Origin of the sequence: Clostridium sp. BSD2780061688st1 H5 (assembly GCF_005845155.1) — a bacterium.
GTDB classification, from domain to species: Bacteria; Bacillota; Clostridia; order Lachnospirales; family Lachnospiraceae; genus Claveliimonas; species Claveliimonas intestinigallinarum.
On sequence record NZ_SPGT01000002.1, the window covers coordinates 1 to 14,916 of the forward strand.

Genomic DNA, 14,916 nt, shown 5'->3' on the forward strand with positions numbered 1-14,916 from the left:
AGGGCGGTAATGAGGTTTTGGGTGGCTTGTCTTAACATAAAATCCTCCGTTTCCGACAGCCAGCCCCACTATTCCGTATTATTATCATATCACATGGGGTGGCTGTCTGTATAGACCAATCTGCTTCTTTATGGTCTGTCAAAATAATTGATTTTCCTTGTAAGAATATCTGGCGAAAAACAGCCAGAAAAATGTCAAAAACTCTTGACATTTTTCTGTCGCTCTGATATTATGAAAATGTCAAAAGTATTTGACACTTCTGTATTGATTAAGTATCGAAAGGAGCGAAGTATTATGCCAGTAGGAGCCATTATTTTTTTAGCAGTTGTTCTTGTTGTGTTTCCCGTATTAGACATCATCATGTTAGTATCGCTTTTAAGACCAGGAGACGAACGCAATCAAATCATTGCGTGGAAAGCCAGTTCTTTTACCTTGCTTGCAATGGTGGGGGCAAACATATTGAGTGTCATTGAAAATTTTGTAAGAGCGCAACCCATGACCCAAAACCCTTTTATCCAACTGGAAGTTGCCGCTATCGTGTACTTTATAGCTCTCATGTATTATAGACGAAAGCATGGTGGTTGATATGGAGAACACAATTCGGAATAAGCGGAAAGAATTAGGTCTGTCACAAGAGGAATTAGCAAAAAAATGTGGTGTTTCCCGTCAAACAGTCAATGCAATAGAGAATAATAAATATGACCCAACGCTGGCTTTAGCCTTTTGCCTTGCAAAGGAATTACAAGTAACCGTTGATGAATTATTTACACCTTCATAAGATTTGACCGATTGTATTTTTAGCGGCCATGCTCCCCGGCATGGCCGCTTTTTCCATGCCCCGGCTCACGCCGGATAAGTTGGCTCCTGTGTAGCAGCGGCTTCCGCTTCCAGTACCCGCGCCATTTTATCGGCGGCGGTGGTCGTGGTATCTTTCTTGAAATAGCCGGACACGACAAGGACGGAATTGCCCATGCGGATTTCCGTCACGCAGTCGGGGCGGCGGGTGGTGCGGTGGTCGTGCTGCTTGTTATCTGCCATAGGCAATACTCCTTTCAGTCGGTAATCAGTTTCTTCATGCTCTCCATTTTCCGCTGCGCGGTTTCCTGCCGGAAGTTGTCGCCGGTAAAGCGTACCGGGACGCACATGGAAAGCAGGCGGTCATAAATCCGGGAATGGGCGGTGTCCTCTGGGTTGTGCAGGTCGTCCAGCGTGAGGTTGGTCGTGACGATCAGCGGCTTGCCGCTGCGGTAACGGCTGTCAATCACATTGAAAACCTGTTCCAATCCGTACTCGGTGCCGCGCTCCATGCCGAAGTCGTCAAGGATAAGCAGCGGATAGCGGCAAAGGCGGGAAATGTATTCGTTCCTGCCCTCGAAGCTGGCGGCAAGGTCATTGAGGATAAGGGCAAAGTTCGTCATGTGGACGGGGATTTCTTTCTCCATGAGGGCGTTTGCGATACAGCCCGCAAGGTAGCTTTTCCCGGTTCCCACGCCGCCCCAGAACAGGCAGCCGATATTGTCGGCTCGCATATCCTCCCAGTGTTCCACATACCGGCGGGCAATCCCGGCCTGCGGGTTCCTGCCGTTGTCGTTCTCAAAAGTCCAGTCCCGCATGGTGGGGTCGGTAAAGCCACGGCGTTTCAGTTCTTCCACGGTGTCAAGGTGCCTGCGCCGCTTCTCGGCGGCCTCCCGTTCCTCGCGGGCGGCTCTCTGGCAGTCGCACTCTGCCGGGTGGCGGTCGCGTCCAAAGATAGCGGCCTTATCCGGCGCAAAATAGGCTTCTTTCGGTTTGCGGCACTTGCCGCAGTACAGTAAACCGTCCTCGCCGGTGTAGTCCTCCGGCTCCGGGGTGGCAGTCGGCATATTCTCCAAAACAGCGTTGATTTCGTTCTTCATAAACTCTCGCCCTCCTTGCATGAGTAGTCTGGTATGCCCTTTTTCGGGGCTTTCTTGGCTGCGTCCTCCTGCGCCCATTTGTAGATTGTGGCGGCATGGCTGCGGTATCGCTTGCCGCTGGACGCGATATGGCAGGATAGCCGGTCAATGTAGTAGTTCCATTTGTCTGGCAGGTCTGCTTTCAGCCCGTCCAGTTCTGATTGCGAAAGAAAGACATTTTCATACCGGCCATAGGCGGCGCGGGCGGGCTGTCCCTTATCTAACTCTCGCTCTCTCTCTTTTTCTATCTCTATCTCTTTCTCTATCTCTATCTCTGGTGGACAAATGTCCGCTTGATATGGTGGACATTTGTCCGCCCCGGCCTTTGGCAAGGCTTTTTGCTCCTGCAAAGCCAGCCTTGCCCGCCGTTTTCGCTCCCCCTCGGTAGAGGATTGACCGATCAGCAGTTCAATGTTGCTCATATACAGCGCGCCATTCTGTAACGGTTCCACAAGCCCCAGCTTCATAAAAATCTGCAAGGCTCGCTCTACGGTGCCGACTTGCTGGCGGGTAATGGTGGCAATCATCTGCGCGGTGTAGGGGATATTTTCATCAAGCTGCAACTTCCCGCCGTTTTTCAGCGATTTCAGGTACAGTTTCAAGAGAATGTTGGAATAGAGGATACCGTCCTGCATACTTTCCAGCAGCACGATAGCGTCCTCGTCAAAGTAATTCTCTTTCAGCTTGAGGTAGTAGTATTTTCGGTTGTCTGACATGGTTCCTCCTTTGGGTGGATTTGGGGCGTTTGTACGCATTTAGAACGCCGTTTCCGGGGGAAAAGGATAAATGTATCGCGTACCCTTTGACACCCACGAAAAAAGCCTTAATTTATGCGGGTTTGAAAGGCTCTAAAGCGTGACATCTCTGCCTTTGTTTCCGCTTCCTCTCGGCGGCTTTGATTTTCTTCATGCGTCCGGCGCAGTCGGGGCAGTATTTTCCCCGGTTGGATTTGGGGACAAAGGCCGCCCCGCAGACGGCGCAGCGTTTCCGGCTCCCTCGGTACAAAAGGGCTGCGGCCAGTTCCCCGTCAAGGGGCAGGACAGCCACACGGAACCAGCGGCACATGAGGGAAAGGGAAATGCTCTGGACGCACACGCAAGGCTCCCCGTCGTCTAACAGCAGGCAGTTCCCCTCGTCATAGTTACAGCACTCATGTACCAGCCGCCGCGCCTGCCGGTGCTGGCGGTAGTCCATGCGGGGCGGGTTATCGCTCATGGCTCTGCTCCTTTCTGCGGTGGGGTTCCTCCCGGCGCAAAATCTGGTCGATGTTCCGCTTGACGGTCTGCAACTCCTTGAACCGCTGTTTCTGTTCGTGATAGGTGTTATACAGGCCGTCTTTCTCGGAGATAAGCTGCTCGATCTCGGCCTGCAATGCTTTCCGGGCGGGCAGCTTGGTAATGCCATGCGCCTTGAAATACCGGGCGGCGGCTTCGGCTATGATAAAATCGCTCTCGTTTGCCTGCCGGTAGGCGGCGCGGGCTTTCTCGGATTTCTGCGCTTTCAGCCCGTCGCGGGTGGGCTTGGTCTTGGCGTAGGCAAGTACCTGTTGCTGCAACTCCTTTTTCCCTTGTAGCTTGGTTTCCAGCGCTTTCAGTTCGCCGCTGGTTTGGCGCATTTCCTGATAGGCGGTATCAACGGCGGCTTCTAACTGCTCCGGGGAAGTGAAGCCGTATTCCTGATACACATTCAGCGTCGCGGCCATTTGTTTGAGGTTGTGCATGGTCGCCCAGCGTTCATAGCCCCGGCCTTTGCCCTCGGCCATTTTCTGCTCAATGTCCACAAGCCGCTGCACACCGTCCTGTTTCGGGGCGGTTTGTGGGGCTTTTGTGGGCTGTATGCCGGTTTTCCCATGCCGGAGGTATTCGGGTATGGCCGCGGCCTTTTCTGTGGCTCTGGCGGCGTTCTGCTCCAAAACGGCAAGGACAGCGGTGCGGTCAAAATCGTCGCCCAGCTTTCGGGCGGTAATGGGTTTCGTCCTGTCCGGCGTGAGGTAGGACAGCCGCCCCCGGCTCTCCTTGACGCTCACGCCCTCCCGCAGCAGCAGAGAGGAAAACTCGTCAAAGCTGGCGGCGGTGGCAAGGGCTTTCCGTATAGTCTGCCGCAGCTTCTCCTTGTTCGTTTCAAACTTGGTTTGCCGGGGCGTGATACCGCCTGCAATCATGGGGGCGTTCTGCTTGTCCAGCGCGGCCTGCCCCTTTTTCTGCGCCCAATACTCCCGATCTGTGACGCGGTTCTTGCTGCCGTTCAAGAGGTCGATTTGGTAAAGCCCCTCCCGGTGACACATCTCCATGATTTCGGACTTGAAGTAGCGCAAGGCCGCGTCGGTACAGCGGTGCTTGCAACCGGCTTTCGTATCGGCTGGCCTGTCCATGTAGGGCAGGAACGGCACTTCCTCTATCCGCAGCGAATTGATAACGATATGCACATGAATGTTGCCGCTGTGGTTATGGCCGTCCGGGTGGGTGCATACAAGGGCTTGGTGGCCGGGGAAATGCTCGGCGCAAAACTTCTTGCCCAATTCCTGCGCCCGGTCTACGGTCAAGCCGTTGTCCGGCCCGTCCCGTGGGTCAAAGCTGATGATATAGTGGTGGCTTTTCACATCTTCCCGCCGCTGGTTCTTCCCATAGCGGAGATTTGCCCGCATACACGCAACGGCAAAATCCTCCCCGTCGCAGTTCAGCGTGGACAGCCGGTAGTCCTCGCGGGGGATAAGCCTGCCGGTTTCATCAAGGACGGGCTTCATGGTAAACTCGTCATGCTCAAAGAGAAGATATTGCTCGGCGGCTCCGTAGTCGGCGTTTTTAGAGTTGATATGCTTGAGTGTTGCCAACCGCGTCACCTACTTTCTTGAGGACTTCATACTTGAGGGCGGCAAGGTCGGCTATGGCGGCGCGTACTTCGCCGGAGAGGGCGTTGTAGGGTGCGCCGTACTCGTTCAGATACCGGGCAATCTGGTTGAGGTTGCCGCCGATCCTGCCGTACTCGGCGGCCAGCTTCCCGACAGCGGAGAGCAGTTCGTCATTGACCGCCGAAACATGGATAACGGGGCGTATGGTCGCCCGCCGTATCGCCTGCCGGAGAAATTCGGACTGGCTGATACCATAGGGCGCAAGCCGCGCTGTGAAGTCGGCGTATTCATCTTCGGACAGCCGGGTTTTCACAACGCGGCTGCGGTGGGGTGTGTTGTATTTCTTTCGCATGGTCGTGACCTCCTTTCTTGCCGCATGAGCGCGGCGGGGATAAGCGGCGCAAGCCGCATAGCAGGGTTTGGGGAAGGCACTCCCCAACAAGTTTCCCGCGAGGGACAAAACCGCAGAATTGCGGATTTTGGCACCGTGGTAGAAACTTGCTCTTTGTAAGCCGTAGACTGCCCCTGTCCGGGCTTTTCCGTACATAGAGCGAACAGGGCGGGGCTTTCAGCCCGCTGTGCGCGGTCTTTTTTTCTTTCGCCAAAGATACATTTGAAAGGCCGCCAGCTACCCGCTGTCCGGGGATTTTTTCAAATTTTCTTTTGCCTTAGTAATTCGGGAAACAGGATTTTGGCAACCGGCGGGGCAGAGAATTTTTCCTTTCACTCCCTACAACACCGCGTTTTGAAATTTGCCAAATGGGGCAGGCAGCTTTTTTCCGGCTTCACCTATCTACTACGGGTGACTTTGCGATTTTGCCAAATGGACAACAAAAAAGCAGCAAATCTTTTCAGACTTACTGCTTTCGCTGGCCGCCGGTGGGCGGCGGTTATTCAGTTTTGTAAGTTCAGGTCAGGTTGGCCCGACAAATTAGGATTTGAAGTTTAAAATTCATATCTTGTTCCATGTGAAAGTAACAGTCCGTCCGTTAATTTCACGCATAGAATTATGGTGTTTTCATCATCAAAATCATTATGCCCATTATCAATCCATTCGGCAAAAACGATTTTCAGTTTCTCAGCAATTATACGATTTTCTTCTTTTCCAAAATACCCTAAATTGTTTCCCTTTCCATGTGCAGTAAACCAGTCACTCGCTATTGCAACATTTGGGTTTTTTTCTATTTGTTTTATTTTGTTAGAAAGTGCATATGTAATAATATAAAATGAGCCATCCTCATAATAAGCATTTACATTCCGCACATATGGCATTTCTTGTTCCACCGTTGCTAATGCAATCACCGTGTCTTTTCCAAAACGTTCGATCATTATTTTTTCAGCTTCTGAGCTTAATTTTCTCATAAGGTTATCTCCTATACAAATTCCAATTTCTGTTGCGTCCATTTCTTGATAACAAAAGAGTTACATCAGAGTTTTTATTAAACGTATTCCAAATTCATCAGATAATCAAGGGAAACTTCCCGTTCCCACCTCCGGCGCAGATTCAAAAAGTTTATCTATGGCTGCGTGCCGAATAACAATCTTGCAAAAGGCGTTAATGGTGTACTGGATATGTACTTTGTAGGCTTCATCTTCGGTCATGGAAATTCCCCCTCTCTGATAATAGTTCGGGGCGGCAGCACTCCTTGCTGTCGCCCCTTGATTGCCTACCAGCAAAGGCGGGCGGGGCTGTCAACGGCGGCGCGTGTGCGCCGTTCATCTTGACCGTTGACTGGCTCGGCTGGCTTTGCTATCTTTAAGCATATTTCCTTTTGAACAATGAAATCGACAAAACATAAGATAGTGCGAAAATAACGATTGTACTCACAAATCCAATTATCATGCTCAAATCAAAATTCTCTACAACAAAGCCCATAATCGCATTGTTTGTTACTCGTGACCAAATCCCTAAAACTACCAACAGTATGATTAGAATAAACATCACTGCAAATCCCGCATTGACCCCCATCCAATAGTTAGAGGGCAGTATAAAGGCAAGGAACAGTAAGACAACACAAAATGAAGCTACAGACATAAACAAATAAAAACCAAACTGATATGCTGGAAAGCAGAAGTAGGAAATCGTGTTTACTGCAAGAGCAACACATAATCCGATGATTGCTGCAATCCCCGCAAAGGCATAACGGCTACTGACAATCTGCTTTTTTGAGAGCGGTAACGCAACCGCATATTTTCCCCATTTCCATTGTTCATCAGAATTGGCAAGGATAATCAGCATAGAGGCAACTTCCAGCGGAACAAGTAGGAAACTAATATAAATGGAACCAGCCCCCTCCAAAATAATCATCAAAGCAGCAATGATAGCGAGATCCATGATAAGACGGGCAATTCCGTATTTTTTCTTAACTGTCAGGAAGTCTTTTGTCAATAAACCTTTCATTGCATTTCCCCCTTTACATAGAACAACATGATTTCTTCAATCGTGGCCGGGCCAACGATTGCATTTGGATATTGTTTTGCGGCCTTGTTGCGGTCTTTTACCAGAACCTTAAACTGATAATCTTCTTTCCGGTAAGCAACGATTTCGGATTTATCCAGAGTGTCAAATACAGCGGCACCACAGCTCAAAATGCCGTAATTGTCAACCAGTTCGTCTTTTTCGTGGGTGAAAATCAATTTTCCTTTGTGGAGAAAGGTAATATAGTCCGCCACCTTTTCCAAATCACTTGTGATATGAGATGATACTAAAACGGAGTGGTTTTCATCTTGAACAAAGTCAATGAGCATATCTAAAACATCATCACGGATGATAGGGTCAAGTCCGCTGGTTGCTTCGTCCAAAATCAGCAGTTCCGCCTTGTGGGACAGAGCCACAGCAAATGCCAATTTCACTTTCATGCCTTTGGAAAAGTCTTTAATTTTTTTATCCTTCGGCAGTTCAAATTTTTCGAGATGCTGGCGATAAAGCGGCCAATCCCAGCCGGAATAAATTCCAGACATGAACTTCCCGATTTCTTCTGCCGTGAAGATGTCAGGGAAATGATTTTCATCGAAAACCACGCCGAGCTTATCTTTAATTTCGATTTCATCTGAAATATGGTCTTTACCAAAAATGAGTATTTTACCACCAGTTTTTTGTGTTTCATTTAGGATACAGTTAATCGTTGTCGATTTTCCTGCACCATTTTCTCCAATCAGCCCCATAATGACACCACGGGGGAGTGAAAAACTTACTTTGTCAAGAACAAAGTCGCCGTAATCTTTCGATAATTCTCGAATTTCCAAAACATTATCGCCCATCATTCATCCTCCTGATACATTAGTGTGAGTAATTCTGCCAGCTTATCCAGAGATATTCCGCTTGTGCGGGCAATCTCGATAGCTTCTGAAAACTTTTCTTCTATCTTTTTCTGCTGTTCTTCCAGATAGAAATCTTGATTTTGCGCTGATACATAACAACCCTTTCCGGCGGTCGTTTCAATAAAGCCATCTTCTTGCAATGTGGCGTATGCCTTTTGAACCGTTAAAATGCTGATATGCAATGACTTTGCCAATGACCTTACAGACGGAATTGCTTCGCCAGCTTTTAACTCACCACTCATAATTGCCGCTTTAATTTGTGACGCTATCTGCTCGTATAAAGGTCGGCTTGCCTTATTGCTTACGACTATCTCCAAATTCCCACCACCATTCCGTTCTTTAGTGTTATGCTGTTACAAGTACAGTATAAAACGGAAAAGCACAGATGTCAAGAGGGTAAATTACAAAAATCAGGCCAAACGCTTGTGTTCAGTCTGCTTTTTGCAATTTATATGGACATGGAATAGTGTATGGCTGTCTTTCAAATTCGTGTGTTACTTTATGGCACATGAGCATTAAAGCCCGGGATCTCTGCATATATGGATGAACGGCGGCACGGACAGGAGTGTGCAGATAAAAAAGATTGTCATTTTTATGGGATTGAGCTATAATAAAAAAAGCGAAGTCTGTGCTGTGCGCGGTACATGACGCTGCGCAGCATAATTTAAGGAAGTGGAGGAGACAATCATGTTAGTATCAGCAAAAGAGATGCTTGAAAAAGCAGTAGAGGGCCACTATGCAGTAGGCCAGTTCAACATCAACAATCTGGAGTGGACAAAATCCATCCTTCTGACAGCAGAGGAGCTGAAATCTCCCGTGATCCTGGGCGTGTCCGAGGGCGCAGGAAAATATATGACAGGTTTCAAGACAGTTGCTGCCATGGTGAAGGCTATGATCGAGGAGCTGAACATCACAGTTCCGGTTGCCCTTCATCTGGACCATGGAACATACGAGGGATGCTACAAGTGCATCGAGGCAGGATTTTCATCCATCATGTTCGACGGCTCCCACTATCCCATCGAGGAGAACGTTGCTAAGACAAAAGAGCTTGTTGCCGTATGCGCGGAGAAAGGACTGTCTCTGGAGGCAGAGGTAGGCTCCATCGGCGGCGAGGAAGACGGCGTTGTGGGAATGGGCGAGTGCGCAGATCCCCAGGAGTGCAAGATGATCGCTGACCTGGGCGTTACTATGCTGGCAGCCGGCATCGGAAACATCCACGGAAAATATCCGGCAAACTGGCAGGGACTCAGCTTTGAGACTCTGGACGCCATCCAGAAGCTGACAGGCAAGATGCCTCTCGTACTTCACGGCGGCACAGGTATCCCGGAGGATATGATCAAGAAGGCCATCAGCCTTGGCGTTGCGAAGATCAATGTAAACACAGAGTGCCAGCTCTCCTTTGCTGACGCTACACGCAAATACATCGAGGCAGGCAAGGATCTTGAGGGCAAGGGCTACGATCCCCGCAAGCTTCTGAAACCGGGCGCAGACGCGATCATGGCAACTGTAAAAGAGAAGATGGAGTTATTCGGTTCCGTAGGCAAAGCCTAAGAAGAGCCGGCCATATAGGAAGAAGAGCGAAGGTGTTCCGGTCCGGTGAGGGCCGGAGTACCTTTTTCTGGTCATACAGGGAAAGAAAGGATACAGGGTAAAATATGAGCGAATTGATTAATATTGCGGAGATCTTTGGAGAAAATGTCTTTGATGACGCTACCATGCAGGAGCGACTGCCAAAGAAAGTCTATAAAGATCTGAAAAAGATGATCGAGGACGGCAAGGAACTTGACCTTGCCACTGCGGACGTCATTGCCCATGAGATGAAAGAGTGGGCCATTGAGAAGGGAGCAACCCATTACACCCACTGGTTCCAGCCGCTGACGGGAACCACGGCGGAGAAACATGATTCCTTTATCTCCGCTCCCATGGAGAGCGGCAAGGTGCTGATGAGTTTTTCGGGCAAGGAGCTGATCAAGGGAGAGCCGGATGCATCTTCCTTCCCGTCAGGCGGTCTGCGGGCTACCTTTGAGGCGAGAGGCTACACGGCCTGGGACTGCACGTCCCCGGCTTTTGTGAGGAAGGATGCGGCGGGAGCGACTCTGTGTATCCCCACGGCCTTCTGTTCCTACACGGGGGAGGCTTTGGACCAGAAGACTCCGCTCCTCCGCTCTATGGAGGCTATCAATGAACAGTCTCTGCGTCTGATCCGTCTGTTCGGCAACACGACAGCTAAGAAGGTAACACCCTCTGTGGGCGCGGAGCAGGAATACTTCCTGGTAGATGCCAGGAAGTTCCACGAGAGAAAGGACCTGATCTACACCGGGCGCACGCTCTTTGGAGCTATGCCGCCCAAGGGACAGGAGCTGGACGACCATTATTTCGGCACCATACGACAGCGGATCGCGTCTTTTATGAAGGATGTCAATGAAGAACTCTGGAAGATGGGCGTGACAGCCAAGACACAGCACAATGAGGTGGCGCCGGCCCAGCATGAGCTGGCCCCCATCTACGCCAAGGCCAATGTGGCGGTGGATCACAACCAGATTGTTATGCAGACCCTGAAGCGGATTGCCTCCGAGCACGGTATGAAATGCCTTCTCCACGAGAAGCCATTTGCCGGCGTCAACGGCTCCGGCAAGCACAATAACTGGTCCCTCACAACGGACGAGGGCAAGAACCTGCTGGATCCGGGCAAGACACCCCACGAGAATATCCAGTTCCTGCTTGTTCTCACCTGTATCCTGAAAGCGGTGGACGAGCATGCGGCTCTTCTGCGGGAGTCAGCGGCAGACCCGGGCAATGATCACAGACTGGGAGCCAACGAGGCACCTCCGGCCATTATCTCTGTCTTTTTAGGAGAGCAGCTGGAGGATGTGCTGGAGCAGCTGATCATGACAGGGGAGGCTACCCACAGCCTGAATACCGGGAAACTGCAGACCGGTGTGCGGACCCTTCCGGATCTTGCCAAAGATACGTCCGACAGAAACAGGACCTCTCCGTTTGCGTTTACAGGCAACAAGTTTGAGTTCCGTATGGTGGGCTCCAGAGACTCTGTGGCAGGCTCCAACATCGTGCTCAACACTATCGTGGCGGATGCATTTGCCAAAGCCTGCGATATCCTGGAAAAGGCGGATGACTTTGAGAAGGCAGTCCATGATCTGATCAAACAGTATGCCACAGAGCACTACCGCATCGTCTTCAACGGAAACGGCTACTCGGATGAGTGGATTGCGGAGGCGGAAAGAAGAGGGCTTCCCAATATCCGTTCTATGGTGGAGGCTATCCCAGCCCTGGTGACGGAGGATACTATCACTCTGTTTGAAAGATACCACGTATTCACAAGAGCAGAGCTTGAGTCCCGTGCGGAGATCAAGTATGAGAATTACGCAAAGGCTATTAATATAGAAGCAAGGACTATGATCGATATGGCCAGCAAGCAGATCATCCCGGCCATCATCAAGTACACAAAGACACTGGCAGATACTGTGAACTCTGTGAGAGAGGCGGGAGCGGAGCCGGTTGTACAGACGCAGCTTCTGGGAGAGATCTCAGACCTTCTTGTGCAGACCAAGAAAGCGCTGGATGTTCTGGTGAAGGAGACTGAGTCGGCGGCGTCCATGGAAGAGGGCGAGATCCAGGCCAGATTCTACCACGATACGGTGTTCCCGGCTATGGAAGCGCTCCGTGCGCCGGTAGATGAGCTGGAAATGATCGTGGACAAAGAAGCGTGGCCTATGCCATCCTACGGCGATCTCATGTTTGAGGTATAGAAAGAAAAGGGCGCTTCATACTTAATAAAGTTATAATAAAATGTTCATAACCCTGCACTTGGAATAGAGGGACAGATATGCTATTCTAGGTGCAGGGTATTTTGCGCCAGGGAAGAGCCGCGGCGCGCATGGAATAAAAGGGCAGGAGGACAGGTGAATGACAAGACAGGAATTTCTGGCAAAACTCAGGCAGGCGCTGGAGAGTGAACTGGACCACAGGACTGTGCAGGAAAATGTGGATTATTACAATTCCTATATTATAGAAGAGACGGCGAAGGGAAGGCCGGAGAGCGATGTGATCGCAGAGCTGGGTGATCCCTGGGTGATCGCCCGCTCCGTCATCGGCATGTCCGGGGACGGGCTGGGAGCCCAGACAGCCTATGAGACGGCTTCGGGAAGAGGCCAGGAAAACAAGAGCCGGGAAAAGAGCGGCGGCTACCAGGGCAGAGGGGAGGGAGGCGGATTTTCCGCTTTCGGAACCTGGTGGAAAAGATTGCTTCTTGTTCTGGGGATTATCGGCGTATTTCTGCTGGTGATCGCAGTGATCGGGGGGATCTTCTCCCTGCTGATGCCGATTCTCGTGCCGGTGCTGGTGATCGTGCTGATCATCCGGCTGATCGGCGGGGTGAGGCGGTGACAGATCCTTGAACTGGAAAAGAGGAGACGGCGCAGAAAAGCGAGAAAATAAAAAGACAAAGGTAAAAGACCGATGGGGGAGCCATCGGTCTTTTGAGGGGAGTATAAATAATTAATAAGGGGTTGTAGAAAGTATTCTTTCTACATGCATAAGTATAATATACTGCACTGGAAAAAGCAAGAAAAAAATTAAAAAAAACTTAATATATAAATGGACACATAGAAAGGCTGTTTTCGGACACACTAACTGTGTACCAAATGAACAGGAGGAATGAAATATGGCAAAGAATTGTAATCATTCAAACAACATGGGAAATTCTGAAAACGCATATGAGTCCAAAAAGAATGGGTACAGCAAAAACGCTTCCCGAAATGCCAACGACAAAAATGCGTCTACAAAAAACACAGCTGGAAAAAATGCATCCGGCAAAAACGCATCCAGGAACCAGACGACAGACAGCTACAATTACAGTGACACAACAGACAACTACTAGATGGCTGTCAGACAGGACAAGGGCGGAGATCTCGCGAGGGATCTCCGCTTTTGCATTGACAAAATTCTTTTTTGACCATAAGATGTAAGTTAAAGATAGAGAGATGGAGAGAGATATGGATAGAATAGAACTGATCGCCCCCTGTCATTTCGGCCTGGAAGCAGTGCTGAAAAGAGAGATACAGGATCTGGGATATGAGATTTCCGGGACGGAAGACGGCAGAGTGACTTTTTATGCGGATATGGCAGGCATCAGCAGGGCAAATATTTTCCTGCGGACTGCGGAGAGAGTGCTTCTTAAGGCCGGGGAATTCAAGGCGGAGACTTTTGATGAGCTCTTTGAAAGGACCCGGGAGATCCCCTGGGAGAGATACATACCCTCTGATGGAAAATTCTGGGTGGCCAAGGCGGCGTCAGTGAAGAGCCGGCTGTTCAGCCCCTCGGATATCCAGTCCATCATGAAGAAAGCCATGGTCCGGAGGCTGCAGGAGCACTACCGCACGGACTGGTTTAAAGAGGATGGAGCCTCTTACCCCCTGCGGGTCTTTCTCAAGAAAGACGTGGTCACTGTAGGGATCGACACCTCCGGGGTATCGCTTCACAAGAGAGGATACAGGGAAGTGTCGGGAAAGGCGCCTATTACGGAGACGCTGGCGGCTGCCCTGATCATGCTGACTCCCTGGAGGGGCGACCGGATCCTGGTGGACCCTTTTTGCGGCAGCGGGACTTTCCCCATTGAAGCGGCCATGATGGCGGCAGATATCGCGCCGGGCATGAACCGTTCCTTCACGGCGGAAGAGTGGACAAATCTGATCCCAAGGAGAGCCTGGTACGATGCGGTGGACGAGGCTGCATCCCGGGTGCGGACTGAGATTGAGACGGATATACAGGGATATGACATTGACAGCTCTGTCATCAAAGTAGCCAGACGAAATGCCCGGGAGGCGGGAGTGGATCACCTGATCCATTTTCAGGAGAGGGATGTGAGGGATCTGCGGCATCCGAAAAAGTACGGCTTTGTCATCACAAACCCGCCCTACGGGGAGAGACTGGAGGACAAGAGGGACCTTCCGGATCTGTACCGTGCATTTGGGGAGAGCTTTAAAAGGCTGGACAGCTGGTCAGCCTACATGATCACCAGCTATGAGGATGCGGAGCGGTATTTTGGCAGAAAGGCGCAGAAGAACCGGAAGATATATAATGGAATGCTGAAGACGTATTTTTATCAGTTTCCGGGGCCAAAACCTCCCAGGAAAGATGCAGGAAAAGGAGCAGACTGAAGATGAAAAAGATTATATTTGCCACAGGCAATGAGAATAAAATGGTGGAGATCCGGCAGATCCTGTCAGACCTTGGCATGGAGATCCTGTCCCAGAAGGAGGCGGGGATCCAGGCAGATCCGGAAGAAAACGGGACCACCTTTGAGGAGAACGCCCTGATCAAGGCCAGAGCAGTGCGCAGCATTGCCGCCGGGATGGAGGAGAACAAAGATGCGGTTATCCTGGCTGACGACTCAGGACTGGAGATCGATCACCTGAACAAGGAGCCGGGTATTTACTCCGCCCGCTATATGGGAACGGACACATCCTACGATATCAAGAACAATGCGCTGCTTGAAAGACTGGAAGGCGTGCCGGACGAGGAGAGAACCGCCCGCTTTGTATGTGCCATTGCCGCCGCTTTTCCTGACGGCACGGAGGAAGTGGTGCGGGGAACGATGGAGGGACGCATCGGCCATGAGATCGCAGGAGGGAACGGGTTTGGCTATGATCCAATCTTCTTCCTGCCGGAGTACGGCTGTACAAGCGCCCAGCTGTCCCCGGAGAAAAAGAATTCTCTCAGCCACCGGGGCGAGGGGCTGAGAAAGATGCGCAGGATCATGGAAGAGCGGCTGGAGGAAGGCCGGTAGGCACAGAA

19 protein-coding genes are annotated in these 14,916 nt (G+C 50.8%); 8 read left to right on the forward strand and 11 right to left on the reverse strand.

What is annotated here, in order from left to right; translation table 11 throughout:
* Nucleotides 1-294: 294 nt before the first annotated feature.
* On the forward strand, nt 295-585 hold the full coding sequence (locus FGQ86_RS01265) for a hypothetical protein (RefSeq protein ID WP_138302766.1): 291 nt from the start codon (nt 295-297) through the stop codon (nt 583-585).
* A 1-nt stretch (nt 586) separates the two neighbouring features.
* The gene (locus FGQ86_RS01270) at nt 587-778 is read left to right on the forward strand and encodes a helix-turn-helix transcriptional regulator (protein ID WP_171031487.1); all 192 of its coding nucleotides are present in this window, start codon (nt 587-589) and stop codon (nt 776-778) included.
* Between the two features lie 65 nt (nt 779-843).
* Here the strand turns inward: FGQ86_RS01270 and FGQ86_RS01275 are convergent, their stop codons facing one another.
* The 11 genes from FGQ86_RS01275 to FGQ86_RS01325 form a co-directional block, all read right to left on the reverse strand.
* Nucleotides 844-1,038 carry a transposon-encoded TnpW family protein gene (locus tag FGQ86_RS01275; protein WP_138302768.1) on the reverse strand — a complete coding sequence of 65 codons (195 nt, stop codon included), beginning with the start codon at nt 1,036-1,038 and terminating at the stop codon, nt 844-846.
* A gap of 14 nt (nt 1,039-1,052) precedes the next feature.
* Entirely contained in the window at nt 1,053-1,895 is an 843-nt protein-coding gene (locus tag FGQ86_RS01280; RefSeq protein WP_138302769.1) for an ATP-binding protein, read from the reverse strand.
* Complete coding sequence (locus tag FGQ86_RS01285; RefSeq protein WP_138302770.1) at nt 1,892-2,650, reverse strand: phage replisome organizer N-terminal domain-containing protein; 759 nt, start codon at nt 2,648-2,650, stop codon at nt 1,892-1,894. The genes FGQ86_RS01280 and FGQ86_RS01285 overlap by 4 nt, the downstream gene beginning before the upstream one ends.
* A gap of 112 nt (nt 2,651-2,762) precedes the next feature.
* The gene (locus tag FGQ86_RS01295) at nt 2,763-3,149 is read right to left on the reverse strand and encodes a cysteine-rich VLP domain-containing protein (protein WP_138302771.1); all 387 of its coding nucleotides are present in this window, start codon (nt 3,147-3,149) and stop codon (nt 2,763-2,765) included.
* Entirely contained in the window at nt 3,139-4,764 is a 1,626-nt protein-coding gene (locus tag FGQ86_RS01300; protein WP_138302772.1) for a relaxase/mobilization nuclease domain-containing protein, read from the reverse strand. Before FGQ86_RS01300 ends, FGQ86_RS01295 begins: the two co-directional genes overlap by 11 nt.
* Nucleotides 4,736-5,134, reverse strand: coding sequence for a plasmid mobilization relaxosome protein MobC (gene mobC / locus FGQ86_RS01305; protein ID WP_138302773.1), 399 nt, complete (start codon nt 5,132-5,134; stop codon nt 4,736-4,738). Before mobC ends, FGQ86_RS01300 begins: the two co-directional genes overlap by 29 nt.
* 593 nt (nt 5,135-5,727) lie before the next feature.
* Nucleotides 5,728-6,144: a pyridoxamine 5'-phosphate oxidase family protein gene (locus FGQ86_RS01310; RefSeq protein WP_087213563.1), complete on the reverse strand. Its 417-nt coding sequence runs from the start codon at nt 6,142-6,144 to the stop codon at nt 5,728-5,730.
* A 105-nt stretch (nt 6,145-6,249) separates the two neighbouring features.
* Nucleotides 6,250-6,384, reverse strand: a complete 135-nt coding sequence (locus FGQ86_RS16565; RefSeq protein WP_279230569.1) for a hypothetical protein — start codon at nt 6,382-6,384, stop codon at nt 6,250-6,252.
* Between the two features lie 154 nt (nt 6,385-6,538).
* Nucleotides 6,539-7,183 (reverse strand): ABC-2 transporter permease, encoded by a 645-nt coding sequence (locus FGQ86_RS01315; RefSeq protein ID WP_138302774.1) that lies wholly within the window; start codon nt 7,181-7,183, stop codon nt 6,539-6,541.
* The gene (locus FGQ86_RS01320) at nt 7,180-8,043 is read right to left on the reverse strand and encodes an ABC transporter ATP-binding protein (RefSeq protein WP_076776056.1); all 864 of its coding nucleotides are present in this window, start codon (nt 8,041-8,043) and stop codon (nt 7,180-7,182) included. Before FGQ86_RS01320 ends, FGQ86_RS01315 begins: the two co-directional genes overlap by 4 nt.
* Nucleotides 8,043-8,420 (reverse strand): GntR family transcriptional regulator, encoded by a 378-nt coding sequence (locus FGQ86_RS01325; protein ID WP_076776053.1) that lies wholly within the window; start codon nt 8,418-8,420, stop codon nt 8,043-8,045. Before FGQ86_RS01325 ends, FGQ86_RS01320 begins: the two co-directional genes overlap by 1 nt.
* 370 nt (nt 8,421-8,790) lie before the next feature.
* Here FGQ86_RS01325 and fba point away from each other — a divergent pair, with 370 nt between their 5' ends.
* The 6 genes from fba to rdgB all read left to right on the forward strand — a co-directional run bounded on the left by fba (nt 8,791) and on the right by rdgB (nt 14,908).
* On the forward strand, nt 8,791-9,654 hold the full coding sequence (gene fba / locus FGQ86_RS01330) for a class II fructose-1,6-bisphosphate aldolase (RefSeq protein WP_033124688.1): 864 nt from the start codon (nt 8,791-8,793) through the stop codon (nt 9,652-9,654).
* Between the two features lie 104 nt (nt 9,655-9,758).
* Nucleotides 9,759-11,870: a glutamine synthetase III gene (locus FGQ86_RS01335; RefSeq protein ID WP_138302775.1), complete on the forward strand. Its 2,112-nt coding sequence runs from the start codon at nt 9,759-9,761 to the stop codon at nt 11,868-11,870.
* Nucleotides 11,871-12,027: 157 nt separating this feature from the next.
* Entirely contained in the window at nt 12,028-12,507 is a 480-nt protein-coding gene (locus tag FGQ86_RS01340; RefSeq protein ID WP_138302776.1) for a DUF1700 domain-containing protein, read from the forward strand.
* Between the two features lie 277 nt (nt 12,508-12,784).
* Nucleotides 12,785-13,000, forward strand: coding sequence for a hypothetical protein (locus FGQ86_RS01345; protein WP_138302777.1), 216 nt, complete (start codon nt 12,785-12,787; stop codon nt 12,998-13,000).
* 115 nt (nt 13,001-13,115) lie between these two features.
* The gene (locus FGQ86_RS01350) at nt 13,116-14,279 is read left to right on the forward strand and encodes a class I SAM-dependent RNA methyltransferase (RefSeq protein ID WP_138302778.1); all 1,164 of its coding nucleotides are present in this window, start codon (nt 13,116-13,118) and stop codon (nt 14,277-14,279) included.
* Nucleotides 14,280-14,281: 2 nt separating this feature from the next.
* Nucleotides 14,282-14,908: an RdgB/HAM1 family non-canonical purine NTP pyrophosphatase gene (rdgB, locus tag FGQ86_RS01355; RefSeq protein ID WP_138302779.1), complete on the forward strand. Its 627-nt coding sequence runs from the start codon at nt 14,282-14,284 to the stop codon at nt 14,906-14,908.
* Nucleotides 14,909-14,916 lie beyond the last annotated feature (8 nt).